Below are 21,919 nucleotides of genomic sequence, written 5' to 3' on the forward strand. Positions count from 1 at the left end.
GACCGGGACGAACGGATTAGGAGCCCGGCCGAGTCGCTGGGTTCAGCGGTTCCGGCGGACCCCGAAGACGATGTCCTCCCAGGCGGGGATGCGGGCGCGCGGGTCCTCGTCCTCGCCGTCGAGCAGCGAGCCCAGCACCGCGGTGTCCTGGTTGTCGGGGTCGACCTCGTCGTAGGCGCTGCGGCGGGGGAGCCCGTCGTCCGGGCCGTCGCCGGCGGGCAGCCCGCCGGTGTGGAGCACCTCGGCGGGGAGCGCGTCGACCTGGTCGCCCTCGGCCAGGACGGCGTCCCGAGCCCCGTCGTCCCGGGTCCCGTCGGCTGGCCCCTGGTCGTCCGCGTCGCCGTGGTCGTCGGCCGGCTCGGGGTCGGGCTGCGCCTCGTCCTCGCTGTGCTCGTCGCCGCGGACCACGGAGATGCCCCGGCGGTCGACCGGTGCGGCGGGCAGACCGGCCGGGACGTCCGGGACGACCCGGACCAGCCGGGTGCCCTCGGCGAAGTCCATCGTCGTGGCGTCGACCGGGGTCACCGTGCGGGCCGGGATGTCATAGCTCCAGCGGGTGCTGCCGGACTTGTGCCCGGCCTGCCAGTCCGCACGCACCTGCCAGGTGCCGTCCTCGGCGCGGTGCGCGTCCCAGCCGACGGTCTCCAGGTCGGTGCCGAGCAGCCGCAGCCGCTCGGACATGAACTGGTCCAGGGGCACGCTGGGCGTGCCCTCGGACAGCCGCACCCGCGCGCCGCGGGCCTGCTCGGCGACCCGGGCACGCTCCTGGAGCACCGGGTGGGCGAAGCGCATGATCCGCTCGACCCGGGTGCCGGAGGCGTGCGCCACCTGCTCGGGGGTCTCGCCGGCCCGGATGCGGGCCTGGATGACCCGCGGGGGCAGGTCGTCGGCCACCTCGGCCGCGGGCTGGGCCGGGGCGTCAGCCCGCAGCAGCTGCCGCAGCCGGTCGTCCACGGGCAGCTCGAAGCGCTCGCCGTCGGTCGAGTCGGGCGCATCCGCGGCGAGCACCAGGTGCCTGCCGTCCTCGGAGAGCGCCACGAGGCGCAGTGAGCGCATGGGAGCGACCTCCAGGAGGGTTCGGCGCGGTTCGCAGACCGACGCAACGCTAACGGCGGACCCTCGGGCCCGCGCCGCCGACACGCCCGGTACGGCGCGTCGGCTCGACAGCGGCCCCCGAGGCCTCCTCGCGCTCACCGGGAGGCCCGGTCGCCGCACCCCGCCGCAACGACCAGAATGGACACTTCGGCAGCCCCGGACCCGCTCGGCCACGTGCCGAGGGGGACGGCGGGACAGCGAGCCGGCGCAGCGCGGCGCCGCACCACAGGAACAGGGGAGGGGCGCACGTGTGCGGCATCTCGGGTGAGGTCCGGTTCGACGGCGGCGTCGCGGACATGGCGGCGGTCAGCGCGATGTGCGACCAGCTCCAGCGACGAGGGCCCGACGGCTCGGGCGGCTGGCAGGCCGGGCCGGTCGCACTCGGGCACCGGCGGCTGAAGATCATCGACCTGACCGACGCCGGCGCCCAGCCGATGGTCGACGCAGAGCTCGGGCTGACGATGGTCTTCAACGGGATCATCTACAACTACAAGGAGCTGCGCGCCGAGCTCCAGGGCGTCGGCTACCGCTTCTTCTCCACCTCCGACACCGAGGTGGTGCTGAAGGCCTACCACCGGTGGGGCGCGGCCTGCGTCGAGCGGTTCCTGGGGATGTTCGCGTTCGCCGTCGTCGAGCGGGACTCCGGCCGGGTGGTGCTGGCCCGCGACCGCTTCGGGATCAAGCCGCTGTACCTCAGCCGCGGGCCGGGCCGGGTGCGGTTCGCCTCCTCGCTGCCCGCGCTCGTCCGTGCCGGGGGCGTGGACACCAGTATCGACCCGGTCGCGCTGCACCACTACATGTCCTTCCACGCCGTCGTCCCGGCGCCGCGCACGATCCTGGCCGGGGTGGGCAAGCTGCCACCGGCCACGGTGCGCACCTACGAGGCCGACGGCCGGGAGTCCGACTGGGAGTACTGGCGCCCGGTGCACGAGCGGCGGGCCGAGTTCGCCGGCCTGTCCGCCGGGGAGTGGCAGGAGCGGGTGCTGGAGTCGCTGCGCGTGGCGGTGCGCCGGCGGATGGTCGCCGACGTCCCGGTGGGCGTGCTGCTGTCCGGGGGCATCGACTCCAGCCTCGTCGTCGGCCTGCTGGCCGAGGAGGGGCAGAAGGGCCTGGCCACGTTCTCCATCGGCTTCGAGGCGGTGGGCGAGCGGTCCGGTGACGAGTTCGCGTACTCCGACGTGGTGGCCGAGACCTTCGGCACCGACCACCACCGGCTGATGGTGCCCAGCGCCGACGTGCACGCCGGTCTCGACGGCGCGGTGGCGGCGATGAGCGAGCCGCAGGTCAGCCACGACGCGGTCGCCTTCTACCTGCTCTCCCAGCAGGTCAGCCAGCACGTCAAGGTGGTGCAGAGCGGGCAGGGCGCCGACGAGGTGCTCGCCGGCTACGACTGGTACCCGCCGTTGGACGGCGTCCCGGCCGAGCAGGCCGTCGACGCCTACGCGCGGGGCTTCGTCGACCGGTCGCACGCCGAGCTGGCCACCCAGCTCGCCGACCGCTGGATGGTGACCGACGACGTCAGCCGGGCGCTGATCGCCGAGCACTTCGGCCGGCCCGGCGCGGAGACGACGCTGGACAAGGCGCTGCGGCTGGACTCGACGATCATGCTGGTCGACGACCCGGTCAAGCGCGTGGACAACATGACGATGGCCTGGGGCCTGGAGGCCCGGGTGCCGTTCCTGGACCACGAGTTCGTGGAGCTGGCCGCCGCCGTCCCGCCGGAGCTCAAGCTCGCCCACGGCGGCAAGGGCGTGCTCAAGGACGCCGCCCGCAAGGTCATCCCCGCGGACGTGATCGACCGGCCGAAGGGCTACTTCCCGGTGCCGGCGATCACCGACCTGCACGGCGACTACCTGGAGACGGTGCGCGCGGCGCTGCACGCACCGGAGGCTCGGGAACGCGGCCTGTTCCGCACCGACTACGTGGAACGGCTGCTCGCCGACCCGAACAGCCACCGCACGACCCTGGGCGCCAACCAGCTGTGGCAGGTCGGTCTGCTCGAGCTGTGGCTGCAGCGGCACGGCATCCGCTGACCTGACGTGGCCGCGCTCACGGCGCGGCGAGGAACACCACCACGCCGTCCGTCTGCTCCACTCGGGGCCGACGGACGGCGTGGTGCGGTGTGGCACCCGTCGCGCCGCCCGACCGATCCCCGACCGAGGAGGTGTGCCGTGACCGACGTCCTGCGCCAGACCGGACTGTCCACCGAGGTGCGCCTCGCCGTCGCCGAGATCGCCGGCGCCCCGGGTGCCTGGTGCCCCAGCCTGGCGCCGACGGGGGACCGGGTGGCCTACGTGAGCGACCGCTCCGGCGTCCCCCGGCTGGAGGTCGCCGCGCTCGACCAGCAGACCCCGCCGGCGGTGCTGTCCGGTGCCGACGAGGAGGTCGTCTCGGTCGCGTGGTCGCCGGACGGCGGGTGGCTGGCCTACCTGGTGAGCCCCGGCGGCTCGATCTGCGCGCAGTTGTGGGCGGTCCGGCCCGACGGCACCGAGCGGCACCTGGTGGCCGGGGAGGACCCGCGGGCCACCGTCTTCGCCGGCGGGTGGACCGCAGGTGGCCACTACGTCTGCTCGATCGCCCCGGGTGACGGCCCGGGCGCCGACGTCGTCCTGGTCGACGTGGTCAGTGGCGCCCACCGCACCCTGGCCACCGGCGGCTTCCTCGCCGTCACCGCGGTCTCCGCCGACGAGCGGACGGTGCTGGCCCGGCGGGGTCCGCGCGGGCACCGGCACATCGTGCTGGTCGACGTCGCCAGCGGCGCCCAGCAGCGGGTCATCCCGCTCGACGCCCCGGGTGGCGGCGCCTCCGAGGACGGCCGGTTCGCCCCGGACGGCTCGGCCGTCTTCCTCCGCGCCGCGCTCCCGGCCCGGCCCGGGCTGCCGCGCAGCGACCGCACGGCGCTGGTCCGGGTCCCGGTGGACGCCGGTCGGCAGCCGGGCCCGGCCCAGGTGCTCATCACCCGGCCCGACGCCGACCTGGAGTCCTACGCCGTCCGCGCCGACGGCACGGTGCTGTGCGTGTGGAACGCCGACGGGGTCACCGAGCTGGAGCTGCGGGACCTGGCCGAGGGCGGCCTGCTGCGCACCGTGCGGCTACCGCAGCCGGTCATGCCCGGCTGGTCGCTGTCGGCCGACGGCGGCACGCTGCTGGCCGAGCTGACCGGCCCCACGTCCCCCCGCTCGCTGTGGTCGGTACCGCTGGACGTCGACGGGGAGCCGGTGCCGCTGCTCAGCACGCCCCGCCACCCCGACCCGCACCTGCTGGTGACGCCGGTCCGGCTGCGCTACCCGGCCGCCGACGGCACCGAGCTGGACGGCTGGCTGTACGCCCCGCCGGGGGTGGACGGCCCCAACCGCACGGTGGTGAGCTTCCACGGCGGCCCAGAAGGGCAGGAACGCCCGGACTACCACCCGGTGGCGCAGTCGCTGGTCGCGGCCGGGCTGACCGTCTTCGCGCCGAACGTGCGCGGTTCGGGCGGGCACGGCCGGGCGTTCATGGCCGCCGACGACCTCGCTGCCCGGGAGGAGTCGTTCACCGACGTCGTCGCCACCGTCGACCACCTGGTGGCCGAGGGGATCGCGCTGCCGGGGCAGGTCGGTTCGCACGGCTGGTCCTACGGCGGCTACCTGACGCTGGTGGCGCTCACCCGCTGGCCGGACCTGTTCGCCGCCGGCGCCACGCTGGCCGGGATGAGCGACCTGCGCACCTTCTTCGCGGGCACCGAGCCGTGGATGGCGGCGGCCTCGGTCACCGAGTACGGCGACCCGGTCACCGACCGGGACATGCTGGCCGCGATCTCCCCGATGACCGTGCTGGACCGGCTGCGGTCGCCGGTGCTGCTCACCCACGGCGACCGGGACACCAACGTGCCGGTGCTGGAGTCGATCCAGGCGCACCAGGAGCTGACCGCGCTCGGTGCGCCGGCCGAGCTGCTCCTCCTGCGGGGCGAGGGTCACACGATCGTGGGACGGGAGAACGTGCTGCACCTGTCGGAGCGGGTCGCCGAGTGGTTCGATCGCTGGTTGTGACCCTGCGATGACCGACGCCTCCGGCGTCTTCGCGCGCTACCCGGGCTCGGCGGACGACGAGGCGACGGGTGCGCGGCGGTCGGCCTACCGCCCGGTGCTGCAGGCGATGGACGACCTCGGTGCCGACGGGATCGGCGCGGTCGTCGACGCCATCGACCGGGAACGCCGGTCGCGCGGGGTGGTGGCCGGCAGCTACGTCGACGGCCGGCTGCAGGAGCGGTCGCTCCCGCTCTGCCCGGTGCCGCGCGTCGTCCCGACCGCCGACTGGGCGCACGTCGCCCGCGGCGCCGAACAGCGGCTCCGGGCGCTGAACGCCTTCCTCGCCGACGTCTACCGCCCGGCCGGACGGCGCCGCACCGACCCCGACCGGCACCCGGAGGTGGTCCGCGCCGGCATCGTGCCGGCGTGGGTCGTCGCCGCCAGCCCGGGGCTCCGCGCGTCGGCGGCCGGGCTGGCCGTGCCCGGGCAGCAGCGGGCCACCGTCGCGGCTCTGGACCTGCGGCACGGCCCCAGGGGCTGGGTGGCGGTCTCGGACCACCTGCGGACGCCGTCGGGCATCGGGTACGCCCTCAGCGACCGGGCCAGCAGCCGGGCGGCGCTGCCGGAGCTGCACGCCACGGCCGACGCCGCCGGGCTCGCCGACCCGGGCGAGGCGGTGCCGCTGCTGCGGGCGGCGCTGGCCGAGGCCGCACCGTCGGCGTGCACCGGGACGCCGCAACTGGCCCTGCTGTCGGAGGGGCCGCGCAGCACCAGCTGGTTCGAGCACCGGCAGCTGGCCGCGGCGATGGGCGTCCCGATCGCCACGCCGGACACGCTCTGGCCGACCCGCGGTGGGGGAGTCGCGGTGCAGGTGGACGGGCAGCGGCTGCAGGTCGACGTCCTCCACCTGCGGCTGGACGAGGCCGGGCTGGCCGCCCACCTGACGCCGAGCGGGGCGGCACTGGACGTGCTGCTCGGTGCCGCGGTGCGGGCCGGGGAGCTGGCGCTGGCCAACGTGCCGGGCAACGGCGTGGCCGACGGCGAGGCCACCTACCGGTACGTGCCGGAGCTGATCCGGTTCTACCTGGGGGAGGAGCCGGTGCTGGACACCGTGCGCACCTGGTTGCTGGCCGACGACGCCGACCTCGCCGAGGTGCGCGACCGGCTGCACGAGCTGGTCGTGACGCCGGTCGACGGGTACGGCGGTCGCGGGGTGGTGGTCGGTCCGCGCTGCTCGGCGGCCGAGCTGGCCGAGCTGCACGCCGAGGTGGCGGCCGCCCCACACCGCTTCACGGCCCAGGAACCGCTCGACGTCTCCACGGTGCCCACCGTCGTCGACGGCTCGCTGGCGCCGCGCGTCGCCGGCCTGCGGGTGTCCACCGTCGCCGGCGCGACCACCCGGGCGCTGCCCGCACCGTGGACCCGGGTGGAGCTGGTCGAGGGCTCCGGCGTGCTGGACGGCAGCAAGGACACCTGGCTGCTGCCCTGAAGGACCCCGAGGCCCATCCCTCGCGAGCTCGGGACGAGCCTCGGGACGGTGCCCCTACAGCTTGCCGACGACGTGGTCGATGCAGGCGGTCAGTGCGCTCACGTCGTCGGGGTCGATCGCCGGGAACATGCCCACCCGCAGCTGGTTGCGGCCCAGCTTGCGGTACGGCTCGACGTCGACGACGCCGTGCGCGCGCAGCGTCGTGGCGACCAGCGCGGCGTCGACCGACTCGTCGAAGTCGACCGTGCCCACGACGAGCGAGCGGTGCTCGGGGTCGGCGACGAACGGCGACGTGTAGGAGGTCTTCTCCGCCCACCCGTAGAGCCGGCTCGCCGACTCCTCGCTCCGCGCCACCGCACCGGACAGCCCACCCAGGCCCAGCATCCAGTCGATCTGGTCGGCCAGCAGGAAGAGCGTGGCGACGGCCGGGGTGTTGTAGGTCTGGTCCTTGCCGGAGTTGTCGACGGCGATCGACAGGTCCAGGAAGCCGGGGACCCAGCGGTCGGAGGCCTTGATCTCGGCCACACGCTCCAGCGCCGCGGCCGACATCAGCGCGATCCACAGGCCGCCGTCGCTGGCGAAGGACTTCTGCGGGGCGAAGTAGTAGACGTCGGTCTGGGCGACGTCGACCGGCAGCCCGCCGGCACCGGACGTCGCGTCGATGAGCACCAGGGCGTCGGCGTCGATGCCCGACGGGCGGGTGACCGGCGCCATGACCCCGGTCGAGGTCTCGTTGTGCGCCCAGGCGTAGGCGTCGACCCCGGCCTCGGCCGTCGGCAGCGCCAGCGAGCCGGGCGCGGCCTTGGCGATCACCGGGGCGTCGAGGAACGGCGCCTCGGCGACCCCGGAGGCGAACTTCGCGGAGAACTCGCCATAGCTGCCGTGCGCGCTGCGCCGGCGGATGAGGCCGATGGTCGCGGCGTCCCAGAACGCCGTCGTCCCGCCGTTGCCGAGCACCACCTCGTAGCCGTCGGGCAGGTCGAAGAGCTGGGACAGGCCCTCCCGCACCCGCGTGACCAGGCCCTTCACCGGCGCCTGCCGGTGCGAGGTGCCCATCAGCCCGGCCCCGTCGGTCGCCAGGGCGCGCAGCGCCTCGGGGCGGACCTTGGAGGGGCCGCACCCGAAGCGGCCGTCCCGGGGGAGCAGGTCGGTGGGGATGGTGATGCTCATGTGCGGTCTGCCTCTCGGACGGTCCTTCTTCAGGCGGGGGCGGGGTCGCTGATCGACTTGGTCTGGATGGTGTCCCAGCCCTCAACGTCCTCGGGCTTGCGCGGGTCGGGCCCGACGTAGCGCGCCGACGGGCGCACCAGTCGCCCGGTGTTCTTCTGCTCCAGGATGTGCGCGCACCAGCCGGCCGTGCGGGCGCAGCTGAACATCGAGGTGAACATGTGGCTGGGCACCTCGGCGAAGTCCAGCACGATCGCGGCCCAGAACTCGACGTTGGTCTCGATCGGGCGGTCCGGACGGCGCTCGCGCAGCTCGGCGAGGGCGGCCTTCTCCAGGGCCAGGGCGGCCTCGAAGCGGGGCGCGCCCAGCTCCTCGGCGGCCCGGCGCAGCACCCGGGCGCGGGGGTCCTCGGCGCGGTAGACGCGGTGCCCGAAGCCCATCAGCCGGTCGCCCTTGTCGAGCAGGTCCTTCACGTACCTCACCGCGTCGCCGGAGGCCTCGACGCCGTCCAGCATGTGCAGCACCCGGGAGGGGGCGCCGCCGTGCAGCGGGCCGGACATCGCCCCGATCGCGCCGGACAGCGAAGCGGCGACGTCGGCGCCGGTGGAGGCGATGACCCGGGCGGTGAAGGTCGAGGCGTTCATGCCGTGCTCGGCGGCCGAGGTCCAGTAGGCGTCGACGGCGGCGACGTGCCGCGGGTCGGGCTCGCCGCGCCAGCGGACCATGAACCGCTCGACGATGCTGGAGGCCTCGTCGATGCGCTTCTGCGGCACGGCCGGGATGCCGATGCCCCGCGCCGACTGGGCCACGTAGGACAGCGCCATGACCGCGGCTCGGGCCAGCTCGTCGCGGGCCTCCTCGGCGGAGATGTCCAGCAGCGGGCGGTAGCCCCAGATCGGGGTCAGCATCGCCAGCGCGGCCTGCACGTCGACCCGGACGTCACCGGTGTGCACCGGGATGGGGAACGGCTCGGCCGGGGGCAGGCCGGGGCCGAACTTCCCGTCGACCAGCAGCGCCCAGACGTTGCCGAAGGTGACCTTGCCGACCAGGTCCTCGATGTCGACGCCGCGGTACCGCAGCGCCCCACCGTCCTTGTCCGGCTCCGCGATGGTGGTCTCGAAGGCGATGACGCCCTCCAGGCCCGGTACGAAGTCGTCGGCCATCTCGCATGCTCCTCTGCGCGCGGGTGGGGACGGACGCTGGTCAGCGCACGACGAGCCTCAACTTAGGGGCTGGCCGGCCCGGGGGTGCACCCCGGCTCCCGGCCAGCGGGCGGTGCGCGCTGCAACGGTGACAGCATGGGCCGGTGGCCGACCTGATCCGCATGCGCAGGGACTACGACGACAGCGGCTTCGGCGAGGAGGGCCTCGCGGCCACCTGGGTGGAGCAGTTCGACCGCTGGTTCGCCGACGCCGTCGCCGCCGAGCTGCCCGAGCCCAACGCCATGGTGGTGGCCACCGCGGACGCCGACGGCATGCCGGATGCCCGCGTCGTGCTGATGAAGGGCTACGACGTCGACGGGTTCGTCTTCGGCACCAACTACGCCTCGGCCAAGGCCGCCCAGCTGGCCGTCAACCCCCGGGCGGCACTGGTCTTCCCCTGGCACGCCCAGCAGCGGCAGGTCCGGGTGGCCGGTGCTGTCGAGCGGATCGGTCCGACCGCGTCGGACCTGCTGTGGGACCCCCGGCCCCGCGGCTCGCAGCTGGCCGCCGCCGCCTCGATCCAGTCGACGGTGGTGGAGTCCCGCGAGCTGCTGCGCACCCGGGTGACCGAGTTGGATGCCCAGACCCCGCCCGGGCAGCTGCCGCGTCCGGAGAACTGGGGCGGCTACCGGGTGCTGCCGGAGCGGGTGGAGTTCTGGCAGGGCGGCCATGACCGCCTGCACGACCGGCTGGTGTTCGTGCGCGATGACGAGGAAGGCGGCGGCTGGGTCGTGCAGCGCCTGGCCCCGTGAAGGGCCCGAATCACCCCGACAACCCCGACCACCAAAATGGCCATTTTGGTGGCGTGGAGCCGGTGGATCCGGTCGAGGGGGGTCTGCCGGTCGAGCAGCCGCAGCCGGTGAACCGCCGGCGCGGCTGGGCGCTGGACACCGCGCCGCTGCGCAACCGCGCCTTCCGCCGGGTCTTCGGTGGTGTCGCGGTGACGATGCTCGGCCAGCAGATGACACTGGTCGCCGTCCCGTACCAGGTCTACGAGCTGACCGGCTCCTCCCTGATGGTCGGGCTCACCTCGGTCGTCGCGCTGGTGCCGCTGGTCGTCTTCGGCCTGCTCGGCGGGGCGATCGCCGACGCCATGGACCGCCGCCTGCTGATGCTGATCAGCTCGACGGGTGCGGCGGTCACCAGCGCGCTGCTGGCCGTCCAGGCGCTGCTGCCCGGGGACGGGCACATCAGCGTGCTGTGGGTGCTGGCCGCCGCCGTCTCCGGATTCGCCGCGGTCAACCAGCCCGCCCGCAGCGCGGTGATCCCGGCGCTGGTGGGGCGGGACCAGGTCGCGGCGGCCAACGCGCTGGCGATGACGGTGCGCCAGGCGGGCGTGATCGTCGGGCCGCTGCTGGCCGGCCTGCTCATCGGCCTGGGCGACCTCTCGATCGTCTACACGATCGACGCCCTCGGCTTCGTCGCCGCCGTGCTGCTGCTGCGCGGGCTGCCGCCACTGCCGCCGGAAGGGGTCTCCGGTCCGCTGCGGCTCGGCGCGGCCGTGCGCGGGGTCGGGGAGGGCTTCGCCTTCCTGCGCACCCAGCCGGTGCTGCTGATGACCTTCGTCGTCGACGTCATCGCGATGCTCTTCGCCTGGCCGCAGGCGGTCTTCCCCGAGCTGTCCCAGACGGTCTACCGGGGTGACGCCAACAGCCTGGGTTGGTTGTTCGCCGGGGTGTCGATCGGCTCGCTGCTGATGGGCCTGACCTCGGGGTGGGTCAGCCGGGTCGACCGGCAGGGCGCCGTCGTGCTGGCCGCCATCGCGGTGTGGGGCGTGGCGATCATCGGCTTCGGGCTGGCCTCGACGCTGTGGCTGGCGGTGCTCTGCCTCGCCGTCGCAGGCGCCGGCGACATGGTCAGCGCGGTGCTCCGTTCGGCGATGCTGCAGACGGCGGCGCCGGACGAGATGCGCGGCCGGATGCAGGGCGTGTTCATCGTGGTCGTCGCCGGCGGGCCACGGCTGGGCGACCTGCGCGCCGGCCTGATGGCCAGCAGCGTCGGCGTCACCGCGGCGATGGTCTCCGGTGGCGTGGTGATCGTGGTGGCGATGGCCGTGGTCGCCGTCGCGGTGCCGTCGTTCTGGCTGTTCCGGGCGTCCCGGGCCGACGAGGTGGCCCGCGACGCCCGCCGTCGGCTGGCCGAGGAGCACGCCGCGCCGCCCGAGGGGTGAGCCGCCCGCGCCCGGGTACGTGGGCGGCCATGGCACTCCCGCGGGTCCTCGTCCTCGTCCTCGCCGGTGGCAAGGGCAGCCGCCTCGAACTGCTGACGGAGACCCGGGCCAAGCCCGCCGTCCCGTTCGCCGGGGTCTACCGGCTCATCGACTTCCCGCTGTCCAACTGCGAGCACTCACAGATCCCCGACGTCTGGGTGTCCGAGCAGTACCAGCCGCAGTCGGTCAACGAGCACCTGGCCAACGGCCGCCCGTGGGACCTGGACCGCACCACCGGCGGGCTGATGATGCTGCCGCCGTTCCAGGGCAGTGAGCGGGGCGGCTTCACCATGGGCACCGCCGACGGGCTCTGGCGGCAGGCCGAGCTCATCCGGCAGTTCGGCGCCGACGCGCTCGTGGTGGTCAGCTCCGACGCGGTCTACAAGCTCGACTACCGCGACGTCGTCGAGGCCCACCTGGGCTCCGGGGCCGAGGTCACCATGGTCACCACAGAGGTCGAGGACGACGACGCCAGCCGCTACGGCATCGTCCAGGCCGCGGACGACGGCAGGGTCACCGACTACGCCTACAAGCCCGACGAGCCGGCGACGACGACCGCCACCAACGAGGTCTTCGTCTTCTCCCCGAACGAGACCCTGGACCGGCTCGAGGCGATCAGCGACGAGGTCGGCGACGACGGCCTGGAGGACCTGGGCACCCACCTGCTGCCGGCGCAGACGAAGGACGGGCTGGCCCGGGCCTACCCGCTGAACGGCTACTGGCGGGACGTCGGCACCATCGAGTCCTACTGGGAGTCCCACCGCGAGTTCCGCTGCGAGGAGCCGCCGATCGACCTGGACAAGCCGAGCTGGCCGATCCACACCCGCGGCGGCCGGCACAGCGCGGCCCGCCTGCTGAGCGGCGCGGTGGTCGAGGACAGCCTGGTGTCCGGGGGCACCCGGGTGGCCGGCGAGGTGCGCGGCTCGGTGCTGTCGCCGGGGGTGATCGTCGAGCCGGGGGCGACCGTCATCGACTCGGTGCTGCTGCCCGGCTCCCGGGTGCGCGCGGGGGCCACCGTCACCCGCACCGTCCTGGACGACGGGGTGACGGTGGGGGAGCGGGCCACAGTCGGTGGGGACGGCGCGGTCACCCTGGTCGGCCGCCGGGCGACGGTGGAGGCCGGGACCGAGCTCTCCGCCGGGGCCCGCCACCCCGAGCCCGAGGACGACTGACCCCTCCGGGAGGGGCCAAAGTCGCGACTTTGGCCCCTCAGGGGTGTCAGGCGAGGGCGTGGGCGACGACCCGGAGGTCGGCCACGAGCGCGTCGTACGCGGCGGCCCGGGCGTCGTCCGGCGTCCGGAGCACGGCGGAGGGGTGCGCCGTGGCGAGCACCCAGGTCTGGTGCGGGGCGTCCTCGTCCTGGTCGGCGTCGGCCAGCGACGCCTCCGCGGCACGTACGCCCGGCGGCGTCCACGGCAGCAGCTGCCCCCGCTCGCGGGTGATCCGGAACGACGGTGAGATCAGCGCCTTGGCCGCCACCGCGCCCAGGCAGACCACCACCTCCGGCTGGAGGACGGCGAACTCCGCCTCCAGCCACGGGCGGCAGGCCCGCAGGTGCTCCGCGCCCGGGGACTGGTGGATCCGCCGCTTGGGCGTGGGCGTGAACCGGAAGTGCTTCACCGAGTTCGTCACGTAGGCGTCGCGCCGGTCGATGCCGGCGTCGGTCAGCGCTCGGTCCAGCAGCTTCCCGGCCGGGCCGACGAACGGCTCGCCCGCGCGGTCCTCCTGGTCGCCGGGCTGCTCGCCGACGAAGACGACCCGCGCGGTCTCCGGGCCCTCGCCGAAGACGGTCTGGGTGGCCGGCTCCCACAGCTCGCAGGCTCGGCAGCCGGCCGCCGCCTCGCGCAGCCCGGCCAGGCCCACGTCGCTGGGCACCTGTGCTGGGTGGTTCTCCGTCATGCCCCGATCCCACCTGACCGAGGGCGCCGGCGCAGCACGAACGGGAGGACGCACCGCGCTGTTCACTTGACGGGTTGGAAAGTCATGCGACAGGCTCCCACTCGTTGCGGATGGCAAGGGCTGCACGCACACGACGGACACCGGAGGAGCAGTGCTCGAGTTCGACGGCCTGTACAAGGCCTACGACAGCAACCAGGTGCTCGAGGGGGTGAGCTTCACCGTGGCCCCGGGCCAGATGTTCGGCTTCTGCGGGTCCAACGGGGCGGGGAAGACCACCACCATGCGGATCGCCATGGGCCTCGCGCGCGCCGATGCCGGGGAGGTGCGCTGGACGGGGCGGCCGGTCGACGAGGTCGTCCGCCGCCGGATCGGCTACATGCCCGAGGAGCGCGGCCTCTACCCGAAGATGAAGGTCGGCGAGCAGCTGGCCTACTTCGCCCGGCTGCACGGCCTGGACGCCCGGGCCGCCGGCCGCGCCGCCGAGCACTGGGCCGAGCGGCTCGGGCTGGGGGAGCGGCGCAACGACCGGGTGGAGAAGCTGTCGCTGGGCAACCAGCAGCGCGTGCAGCTGGCCGCCGCCCTGGTCAGCGAGCCCGACGTGCTGATCCTCGACGAGCCCTTCTCCGGGTTGGACCCGGTGGGCGTCGACTCGCTGGCCGAGGCGCTGCTCGAGCAGTGCCGGCGCGGCGTGCCCGTCGTCTTCTCCAGCCACCAGCTGGACCTGGTGGAACGGCTCTGCGACGCGGTCGGCATCCTCGCCCGCGGCAAGATCGTCGCCAGCGGCACGGTCGACGAGCTGCGCTCCGCGGCCGCCGGTCGCCAACTGCGCGTCGTGGTCCCGGACGCGTCGGTCGGCTGGGCCGCCGCCGTGCCCGGCGTGCGAGTGGTCTCCGAGCAGCGCGGCGACACCGTGCTCGAGCTGGCTCCCGGCGCCGACGACCAGCAGGTGCTGGCCGCCGCCCTGGCCACCGGCCGGGTCGCCCACTTCGCCTGGCGGGAACCGACGCTGGTCGAGCTCTTCCGCCACGCCGTCACCGACACCCGGGAGGTGGCGGCATGACCGCGCCCGCATCCACCGACATCAAGCCGCACAGCCCGACCCAGCTCGTCCGGCTCGTGGCCGGCCGGGAGATCTCCACCCGGATCCGGGACAAGGGCTTCCTGGTCAGCTCCGCGGTGCTGATCGTCCTGATCATCGGCCTGATGCTGTTCCAGGTGCTCCTCGGCGGCGGGGAGTCGACCAGCCGGATCGGCCTGGTCGGCGGCGACCGGGCCGTCGAGCAGGTCCTGCAGCAGCAGGGCGATGCGCTGGGCACCGAGGTGACGGTGGTCGAGCTGGCCGACGAGGCCGCCGCCCGCACCGCCGTCGCGGAGGAGGACGTCGACGCCGCCCTGCTGGACCCGACGGGCAGCCGGCCCGAGCTCCTGGTGCAGTCCGCGGGCGGGAGCACCGAGGACCTCGTGCGGAGCGCACTGGCCGCCCTCTCGGTGGCCGACCAGCTCACCGAGGCCGGGGTGCAGCTCGAGCCCGCCCCCGCGGTCGACGTCGTCGCCCTGGAGGCGGACGAGGCGGACCGGACGCAGGCCACGGTCGTCGCGCTGCTCGGGGTGGGCCTGCTGTACTTCCTCTTCATCCTGTTCGGGCAGTTCGTCGCGCAGGGCGTGGTCGAGGAGAAGTCCAGCCGGGTGGTCGAGCTGCTGCTGGCCACCATGCGCCCGTGGCAGCTGCTGGCCGGGAAGATCATCGGCCTGGGTGCCCTCGGGCTGCTGCAGACCGCGGTGATCGCCGTGGTCGGGGTGGCCGGGGCGCTGGCCTTCGACGTCATCGACCTGCCGGGCCAGCTGATCGGCACCGTGTTGAACGTGCTCGCCTGGTTCGTGATCGGCTACGCGTTCTACGCGGCGGTGTTCGCGGTCGCCGCCTCGCTGGTCAGCCGGCAGGAGGACCTGGGCAGCGTGCTGACGCCGACGACCATCCTGCTCGTGGTCGGGTTCATCGTCGCGATCCAGGCCGCCCAGGACCCGGGCAGCACGCTGGCCACGGTGACCTCCTACGTCCCCGGTCTGTCGCCGATGGTGATGCCGGTACGGCAGGCCGCCGGCGAGGCCGCGTGGTGGGAGGTCGGGCTCGCCGTCCTGCTGATGGTCCTGGCGATCGCAGTCATCGTCCGGATCGGTGGGCGGATCTACTCCGGGGCGCTGCTGCGCACCGGCGGCCGGCTCAAGCTCCGCGAGGCCCTGGCCGCCGAGAAGGCCTGACGCCGCTCGCAGCGTTGATCAGGTGACCTGATCAACGACTGTCCCCCTGCACCAGCGTTGGTGCGGGGGGACAGTGTCCGATCAGGTCACCTGATCACTGCGGCGGTGCAGGGACGACGGCGGTGCAGGGACGACGGCGGTGCAGGGACGACGGCGGTCAGCGCTGGCGGAGGGCGCCGAGGGGGCCGCGGTAGGGGTTCGCCGGCGGGCCGCTGACCCCGGGTCGCACGGTGAACAGCCGGCCGGCGTCCGGCTGGGCGGCCCGGGCGGCGTCGTCCATGCCGTGCACCGACGTGCTGATCACCAGCAGGTCGCCGGCGAACGCGCAGCTGGTGGTGTTCTGGGCGGCGACCTCGACGACCGCGAGCAGCTCGCCCTCGGGCGACCACCGCCGCACCTGGGCACCGCCCCACAGCGCCGTCCAGAGACAGCCCTCGTCGTCGACGGTGAGGCCGTCGGCGACGCCGGCCGGGTCGTCGCTGAAGTCCAGCAGCACCCGGCGCTCGCCGAAGGCGCCGCTGTCCAGGTCGTACTCGAACGCCCACACCGTCTTCGCGCCGGAGTCGGAGAGGTACACGGTGCGGTCGTCGGGTGACCAGCCCAGCCCGTTGGAGATGGTGAGGCCGTCGAGCACGGTGCTGACCGTGCCGTCGAGGTCCAGCCGGTAGAGGCTGCCGGCGCCGGGCCGCTCGTCGAAGGCCATCGTCCCGGCGAAGAACCGGCCGGCCCGGTCGCAGGCGCCGTCGTTCATCCGGGTGCCGCCCGCGGACTCCGAGCCGCCCTCTCCGGTGAGCTCGATCAGCACCTGTGCGTCGCTCTCGGCGGTCAGCCGGGTGATGCCGGCCCCGGCGCCCAGCAGCCAGCCGCCGGCGGCCGCCGGGGCGACGAACCCCACCGTGTCACCGCCCCGGTGCGAGGCCACCGGGACGACGTCGTCCCCGGCGATCGTGCCGCGCCGGACCAGCCCCGCGGTGATGTCCACCCAGAGCAGTTCCTGCGCGGCGGCGTCGAAGACAGGGCCCTCTCCGTGCTCGGCCGGGACGGGGCTGGTCGGTGTCGCCTGCAGTCGGATCACCCGCCCATCCTCCCCGGGACACCCGACCGTCACACCGGTTGCGGATACTGCCCCCGTGTCCGAAGCCACCGTCGACGTTGCCGACCTACGCCCCTCCGGGAGTCCCACCGACCCGGACGACCGCACCGACGAGCCCTTGCGGGCCGACATCCGACTGCTGGGCCGAGTGCTCGGGGAGGTGATCGGCGAGCAGGCCGGCGCCGACGTCCTCGAGCTGGTCGAGGCCACCCGGGTCGAGGCCTTCCGGATCCGACGCTCCGAGGTGGGCCGCTCCGAGCTCGCCGACCGGCTGGCCCAGCTCGACCTGCACGAGGCCAACCACGTCGTCCGGGCGTTCAGCCACTTCTCGCTGCTGGCCAACATCGCCGAGGACGTGCACCACGAGCGCCGCCGCCGGCACCACCGGCGGGAGGGCTCACCCCCGCAGAAGGGGAGCCTGGCGGCGTCGCTGGACCTGCTGGACGAGGCAGGTCTCGACGGCGACGTGGTGGCCCGGGAACTGGCCGGGGCGCTCGTCGTCCCAGTGGTGACCGCGCACCCGACCGAGGTGCGCCGCCGGACGATCTCCCAGGTGCAGCAACAGGTCACCGACCTGATCCGGCAGCGGGACGACGCCGGGCCGTACGGGATCGACGAGCGGGCCTGGGCGGCGCACCTGTCCCGCGAGGTGCTCACCCTCTGGCAGACGGCGCTGCTGCGGCTGTCCCGGCTGCGGCTGGCCGACGAGATCGACGAGGCGCTGCGCTACTACGACCTGTCGCTGTTCGAGGTCGTCCCGGCGATCAACACCGAGCTCCGCCAGGCCCTGCGCGCGCGCTGGCCGGACGCCGACCTGCTGGCCACCCCGATGCTGCAGCCGGGCTCCTGGATCGGCGGTGACCGGGACGGCAACCCGTTCGTCACCGCCGACGCCGTCCGCCGGGCGACCACCCGACAGGCCGAGACGGCGCTGCGGCACCACCTCGCCGAGCTCATCTGCCTGGCCGACGAGCTGTCGATGTCCGACCGGCTGGTGACGCCGACCGACGAGCTGTACGCCCTGGCCGAGGCCTCCGGTGACGACTCCCCGTTCCGCGGCGACGAGCCCTACCGGCGGGCCCTGCGCGGGGTTTACCGGCGGCTGGCCGCGACCGCGCGGCGGGTCCTGGGCTCGGTGCCGGGGGAGGAGCCGGACGTCGAGCTGTCGCCCTACGAGCTGCCCGAGGAGCTGATCGCCGACCTCACGACGGTCGACGCCTCGCTGCGCAGCCACGGGGCGGGTGCGCTGGCCGACGACCGGCTGGCCCGGCTGCGTGACGCGGTGGAGGTCTTCGGCTTCCACCTGTGCGGGCTGGACATGCGGCAGAACTCCGCGGTGCACGAGGAGGTGCTGGGCGAGCTGCTGGCCTGGGCCGGGGTGTGCGAGGACTACGCCGCCCTCGACGAGACCGCCCGGGTCGAGCTGCTCACCGGCGAGCTGCAGCTGCGCCGACCGCTGGTGCGCCCCGGCGCCGAGCTCTCCGAGCTGGCCCGCGGCGAGCTGGACCTCCTGGTGGCGGCCGCCGAGCAGGTGGCGCTGCTCGGCCCACGGGCGATCCCGAACTACGTGATCAGCATGTGCGAGTCGGTCAGCGACGTGCTGGAGGTCGCCGTCCTGCTCAAGGAGGTCGGGCTGCTCGACCCGGGCGCAGAGGGTGGCCCCACCTGCTCGGTGGGCATCTCCCCGCTGTTCGAGACGATCGGCGACCTGCAGGCCGCCGGCACGATCCTGGCCGCGATGCTGGACCAGCCGCTGTACCGGGCGCTGGTGGCCAACCGCGGCGACGACCAGGAGGTGATGCTCGGCTACAGCGACAGCAACAAGGACGGCGGCTACCTGGCCGCCAACTGGGCGCTGTACCGGGCCGAGCTGGCGTTGGTCGAGGTCGCCCGCGCCAACGGCATCCGGCTGCGGCTCTTCCACGGCCGCGGCGGCACCGTCGGCCGGGGCGGCGGCCCCAGCTACGAGGCGATCCGGGCCCAGCCGCCGGGCTCGGTCGCCGGGGCGCTGCGGATCACCGAGCAGGGCGAGGTGATCGCGGCCAAGTACGCCTCACCCGACCTGGCCCGCCGGAACCTGGAGGCGCTGGTCGCGGCCACCCTGGAGTCGACGCTGCTGGACATCGAGGGGCTCGGCACCGAGGCCGAGGACGCCTACACGCTGCTCGACGACCTGGCGGCCCGTGCGCAGGGCGCCTACCGGGCGCTGGTGCACGAGACGCCCGGCTTCGTCGAGTGGTTCCGCGCCGCGACCCCGATCCGGGAGCTGGCCGAGCTGAACATCGGCAGCCGGCCGCCGTCCCGCAAGGCCGGGGACAAGATCACCGACCTCCGGGCGATCCCGTGGGTGTTCAGCTGGTCGCAGGCCCGGATCATGCTGCCCGGCTGGTACGGCACCGGGACGGCGCTGGAGTCCTGGGTCGACGGGGACCCCGGCCGGCTGGCCCAGCTGCAGGACCTGCACGAGCGGTGGCCGTTCTTCCGCACCGTGCTGTCCAACATGGGCATGGTGCTGGCCAAGACCGACCTGGAGCTGGCCGCCCGGTACGCCGAGCTGGTGCCCGACCCCGAACTGCGTGACCGGGTGTTCAGCCAGATCACCGCCGAGCACGAGCGCACGGTGCGGATGCTGCTGGCGGTCACCGGCGACGACCAGCTGCTGGCCGACAACCCGTCGCTGGCCCGGTCGATCCGCAACCGGTTCCCCTACCTGGAGCCGCTGCACCACCTGCAGGTGGAGATGCTGCGCCGCCGCCGCGAGGGGGACGACGACGAGCTGGTGCGCCGCTGCATCCAGCTGAGCGTCAACGGCGTCGCCACCGCTCTGCGGAACTCCGGCTGATGTGCGCTGACGGCGGGTTCCACCTCCGGGACCCGCCGTCAGCGCACAGTGCTCAGGAGCGGGCGGCCTCGATGGCGGCGGCCAGCCGGCGGACGCCCTCGTCGACGTCGCCGGGCTGCACGGCCGAGTAGGCCAGCCGGAACGAGTTCTCCCCGCCCTCGAGCAGGAAGTCGGTGCCCGGCACGATCGCCACCCCGCGGGCGGCTGCCTCGGTGGTGATCCGGGCGACGTCGTGGCCCTCGCCCTCGGGGAGCGACACCCACAGGAAGTACCCGCCCTCGGGACGGCGGAAGGACGCCTGCGGCAGGCGCTCGCGGAGCGCGTCGTCCAGCAGCCCGACCCGCTCGGCCAGCGCCGACTTCACCCGCTCCAGCGCGGCCGGGAACCGCTCGCCCTGCAGGTAGGCGTAGACCGTGCCCTGGGCGACCATGTTCGGCGCGATGTAGGTGTTCGTGGCCCGGACCTGGATCTTCTTGATCAGCGCCGGCGGCCCCACCAGGTAGCCCACCCGGATGCCCGGGCAGACCGTCTTGGAGAACGACGAGGCGTAGACGACGTGCTCGCTGGCCGCGCCGCCGTCCAGCTCCAGCATCCGCGGCAGCGGCTCCCCGCTGAACCGGATGTCGACGTACGGGTCGTCCTCGAACAGCACGAAGTCGTGCTCGCGGGCCAGCTCCAGCAGTCGCTCACGCTTGGCCAGCGAGAGCGTGTAGCCGGCCGGGTTCTGGAAGTTGGGGATGACGTGCGCCAGCGTCGGCCGGAGCCCACCCTCGAGCAGGGCGGCGAGCTCGTCGACGGAGATGCCGTCCTCCTCCAGCGTCACCAGGTGCACGTCGGCGCCGCGGTTGCGCAGCCCGAGCAGGGTGCGGTCGTAGGTGGGCCGCTCGGTCACCACCGCGGCGCCCGGCGTGGCCAGCTCGTCGAAGAGGAAGGCATCGGCCTGCATCGAGCCGTTGGTCACCAGCACGTGCTCGACCGGGACGCCGTGCTTCTCGGCGATCCACGCGCGCAGCGGCACGTAGCCGACCGCCGTCCCGTAGCCGGTCATCCCGGCCGGGTCGGAGTCGAACGCGGCGACGGCGGCCTGCTTGAGGCCCTCGACGTCGACGATGTCGGTGGACGGGGCACCGCGGGCGAAGGAGATCATCGTGGTGGCGGGCGAGGTCTGTGCTGAGCCGGTCACGTCACCGAGTCTGCCGTACCGCGCCACCCCACCTCAGCCCTCCTGCGCTGCCGCGGCGGCCCGGACGGCGGCGAGCAGCGACTCCCGCTCGTGCAGCGTGGTGCGGGCCCGGCCGTGCACCGCACCCAGCGCGATCTCGGCGGCGTCGATCGCCCGCCAGTCGGCCAGCAGCACCGGGTGCCCGCCGCGGGCGAGCAGGGTGTCGACCCAGTCGTCGTCCCCACCGGGCTGCAGCACCCCGGACGCGACGTCGGCCAGCAGCGAGGCGACGGTCTCCCGGGCGTCGTGCTTGTTGGTGCCGACGACGCCGGTCGGGCCCCGCTTGATCCACCCGGCCACGTACTCGCCGCGGCTGACCTCGCCGTCCCGGACCACCCGGCCGGCGTCGTGCGGCACGGTGCCCCCGTCCAGCGGCAGCCCGGGCAGCGCGTGCCCGCGGTAGCCGACCGAGCGCACCACCAGGTCGGCCGGGACGACGTCGAGCTCGCCGGTCCCGACCGCCCGGCCGTCCGCGTCGACCCGGGTGCGCTCCACCTCCACCCCGATGACCCGGTCGGTGCCGAGCAGCCGCACCGGCCGGGCGTGGAAGCGCAGCCGCACGCTGACCGTGCCGGGCGCGGCCTCGTGGCCGGCGTAGTCGGCGAGTGCGGCGAGGTTGCGGGCGACGTGTCGGTCCTCGGCGGCCAGGGCGGCGTCCCCTGCGTCGGTGAGGTCGGCCGGGTCGACGAGCACGGTGGCTGCGGCGAGGTGGCCCAGCTCGCGCAGCTCCTGGGTGGTGAAGCTGGCCTGGGCCGGGCCGCGGCGACCGAGCACGGTGATCCGCTCGACCGGTGCGGCGGCCAGGGTGTCGAGCACGTGGTGCGGCATCTCGGTGGGGTGCAGCTCGGCGGGGGAGCGGGCCAGCACCCGGGCCACGTCGAGCGCCACGTTGCCCACCCCGACCACCACGACGTCCCGGGCCCGGGACACCAGCTCCTCGACCCGGCCCCGGTCGGCGTCGGGGTGCCCGCAGTACCAGGCGACGACGTCGGTGGCGGCCAGGCTGCCGGGCAGCTCCTCGCCGGGGATGCCCAGTGCGCGGTCACCGGCCGCGCCGTAGGTGTAGACGACGGCGTCGACGTGCCGGCGCAGCTCGTCCAGGGCCAGGTCGGTGCCGATCTCCACGTTGCCGACGAAGCGCACCCGCTCGTGGTCCAGGGTGTGGTGCAGCGTCTCGCGCAGCGCCCGCATCTTCAGGTGGTCCGGGGCGATGCCGTGCCGCACCAGGCCGAACGGGGTGGGCAGCCGGTCGATCAGGTCGACGGCGACCGGGACGTCGTCCTGTCCGGCGAGCGCGTCGGCGGCGTAGATGCCCGCCGGCCCGGCACCGACGACGGCGACGCGCAGCGGGCGTCCGGGCACAGCGGGTTGGGCCACGCCCGCATCGTCGTCCCGATGGCGGGTAGGCGCCAGGGTGAACCCGGGCAGCCGTGCC

General features: G+C 74.4%; 16 protein-coding genes. 9 read left to right on the plus strand and 7 right to left on the minus strand.

The genetic code is table 11. The features are described from left to right. Nucleotides 1-42: 42 nt before the first annotated feature. Nucleotides 43-1,056: a septation protein SepH gene (sepH, locus tag IN07_RS07180; RefSeq protein ID WP_036334693.1), complete on the minus strand. Its 1,014-nt coding sequence runs from the start codon at nucleotides 1,054-1,056 to the stop codon at nucleotides 43-45. Nucleotides 1,057-1,343: 287 nt separating this feature from the next. Here sepH and IN07_RS07185 point away from each other — a divergent pair, with 287 nt between their 5' ends. The 3 genes from IN07_RS07185 to IN07_RS07195 all read left to right on the plus strand — a co-directional run bounded on the left by IN07_RS07185 (nucleotide 1,344) and on the right by IN07_RS07195 (nucleotide 6,591). Then, a complete protein-coding gene (locus IN07_RS07185) occupies nucleotides 1,344-3,128 on the plus strand; it encodes an N-acetylglutaminylglutamine amidotransferase (protein ID WP_036334695.1) in 1,785 nt (594 codons plus the stop codon). Between the two features lie 138 nt (nucleotides 3,129-3,266). Further along, nucleotides 3,267-5,123, plus strand: a complete 1,857-nt coding sequence (locus IN07_RS07190) for a S9 family peptidase (RefSeq protein WP_036334696.1) — start codon at nucleotides 3,267-3,269, stop codon at nucleotides 5,121-5,123. 7 nt (nucleotides 5,124-5,130) lie between these two features. Further along, nucleotides 5,131-6,591 carry a circularly permuted type 2 ATP-grasp protein gene (locus tag IN07_RS07195; RefSeq protein WP_036334697.1) on the plus strand — a complete coding sequence of 487 codons (1,461 nt, stop codon included), beginning with the start codon at nucleotides 5,131-5,133 and terminating at the stop codon, nucleotides 6,589-6,591. Between the two features lie 54 nt (nucleotides 6,592-6,645). Here the strand turns inward: IN07_RS07195 and serC are convergent, their stop codons facing one another. Beyond that, on the minus strand, nucleotides 6,646-7,761 hold the full coding sequence (gene serC, locus IN07_RS07200) for a phosphoserine transaminase (RefSeq protein ID WP_036334699.1): 1,116 nt from the start codon (nucleotides 7,759-7,761) through the stop codon (nucleotides 6,646-6,648). Nucleotides 7,762-7,790: 29 nt separating this feature from the next. Continuing rightward, nucleotides 7,791-8,921 (minus strand): citrate synthase 2, encoded by a 1,131-nt coding sequence (locus IN07_RS07205; RefSeq protein ID WP_036334701.1) that lies wholly within the window; start codon nucleotides 8,919-8,921, stop codon nucleotides 7,791-7,793. 143 nt (nucleotides 8,922-9,064) lie between these two features. Here IN07_RS07205 and pdxH point away from each other — a divergent pair, with 143 nt between their 5' ends. Genes pdxH through IN07_RS07220 form a run of 3 tightly spaced genes read left to right on the plus strand, consistent with a single transcriptional unit; the run spans nucleotide 9,065 to nucleotide 12,341 of the window. After that, on the plus strand, nucleotides 9,065-9,712 hold the full coding sequence (gene pdxH, locus IN07_RS07210; RefSeq protein ID WP_081975253.1) for a pyridoxamine 5'-phosphate oxidase: 648 nt from the start codon (nucleotides 9,065-9,067) through the stop codon (nucleotides 9,710-9,712). Next, complete coding sequence (locus IN07_RS07215) at nucleotides 9,709-11,130, plus strand: MFS transporter (RefSeq protein ID WP_231558035.1); 1,422 nt, start codon at nucleotides 9,709-9,711, stop codon at nucleotides 11,128-11,130. Before pdxH ends, IN07_RS07215 begins: the two co-directional genes overlap by 4 nt. Before the next feature lie 29 nt (nucleotides 11,131-11,159). Beyond that, nucleotides 11,160-12,341, plus strand: a complete 1,182-nt coding sequence (locus IN07_RS07220) for a glucose-1-phosphate adenylyltransferase family protein (protein WP_036334703.1) — start codon at nucleotides 11,160-11,162, stop codon at nucleotides 12,339-12,341. A gap of 46 nt (nucleotides 12,342-12,387) precedes the next feature. Here the strand turns inward: IN07_RS07220 and IN07_RS07225 are convergent, their stop codons facing one another. Continuing rightward, nucleotides 12,388-13,209 (minus strand): UdgX family uracil-DNA binding protein, encoded by an 822-nt coding sequence (locus IN07_RS07225; protein ID WP_331437123.1) that lies wholly within the window; start codon nucleotides 13,207-13,209, stop codon nucleotides 12,388-12,390. 10 nt (nucleotides 13,210-13,219) lie between these two features. Here IN07_RS07225 and IN07_RS07230 point away from each other — a divergent pair, with 10 nt between their 5' ends. Together IN07_RS07230 and IN07_RS07235 are read left to right on the plus strand one after the other, a co-directional pair. Next, nucleotides 13,220-14,128, plus strand: coding sequence for an ABC transporter ATP-binding protein (locus IN07_RS07230; protein WP_036334706.1), 909 nt, complete (start codon nucleotides 13,220-13,222; stop codon nucleotides 14,126-14,128). Beyond that, a complete protein-coding gene (locus tag IN07_RS07235; RefSeq protein WP_052090995.1) occupies nucleotides 14,125-15,327 on the plus strand; it encodes an ABC transporter permease in 1,203 nt (400 codons plus the stop codon). Before IN07_RS07230 ends, IN07_RS07235 begins: the two co-directional genes overlap by 4 nt. Nucleotides 15,328-15,484: 157 nt before the next feature. Here IN07_RS07235 and IN07_RS07240 read toward each other — a convergent pair whose 3' ends face one another. Beyond that, nucleotides 15,485-16,402, minus strand: a complete 918-nt coding sequence (locus IN07_RS07240) for an SMP-30/gluconolactonase/LRE family protein (protein WP_036334707.1) — start codon at nucleotides 16,400-16,402, stop codon at nucleotides 15,485-15,487. A 55-nt stretch (nucleotides 16,403-16,457) separates the two neighbouring features. Here IN07_RS07240 and ppc point away from each other — a divergent pair, with 55 nt between their 5' ends. After that, the gene (gene ppc / locus IN07_RS07245; protein WP_081975255.1) at nucleotides 16,458-19,262 is read left to right on the plus strand and encodes a phosphoenolpyruvate carboxylase; all 2,805 of its coding nucleotides are present in this window, start codon (nucleotides 16,458-16,460) and stop codon (nucleotides 19,260-19,262) included. A gap of 52 nt (nucleotides 19,263-19,314) precedes the next feature. Here the strand turns inward: ppc and IN07_RS07250 are convergent, their stop codons facing one another. After that, nucleotides 19,315-20,445 carry an aminotransferase-like domain-containing protein gene (locus IN07_RS07250; RefSeq protein ID WP_081975257.1) on the minus strand — a complete coding sequence of 377 codons (1,131 nt, stop codon included), beginning with the start codon at nucleotides 20,443-20,445 and terminating at the stop codon, nucleotides 19,315-19,317. 33 nt (nucleotides 20,446-20,478) lie between these two features. Further along, nucleotides 20,479-21,861, minus strand: a complete 1,383-nt coding sequence (locus tag IN07_RS07255; RefSeq protein WP_036334708.1) for an FAD-dependent oxidoreductase — start codon at nucleotides 21,859-21,861, stop codon at nucleotides 20,479-20,481. Nucleotides 21,862-21,919 lie beyond the last annotated feature (58 nt).

This window comes from Modestobacter caceresii (assembly GCF_000761485.1).
Taxonomy (GTDB): domain Bacteria; phylum Actinomycetota; class Actinomycetes; order Mycobacteriales; family Geodermatophilaceae; genus Modestobacter; species Modestobacter caceresii.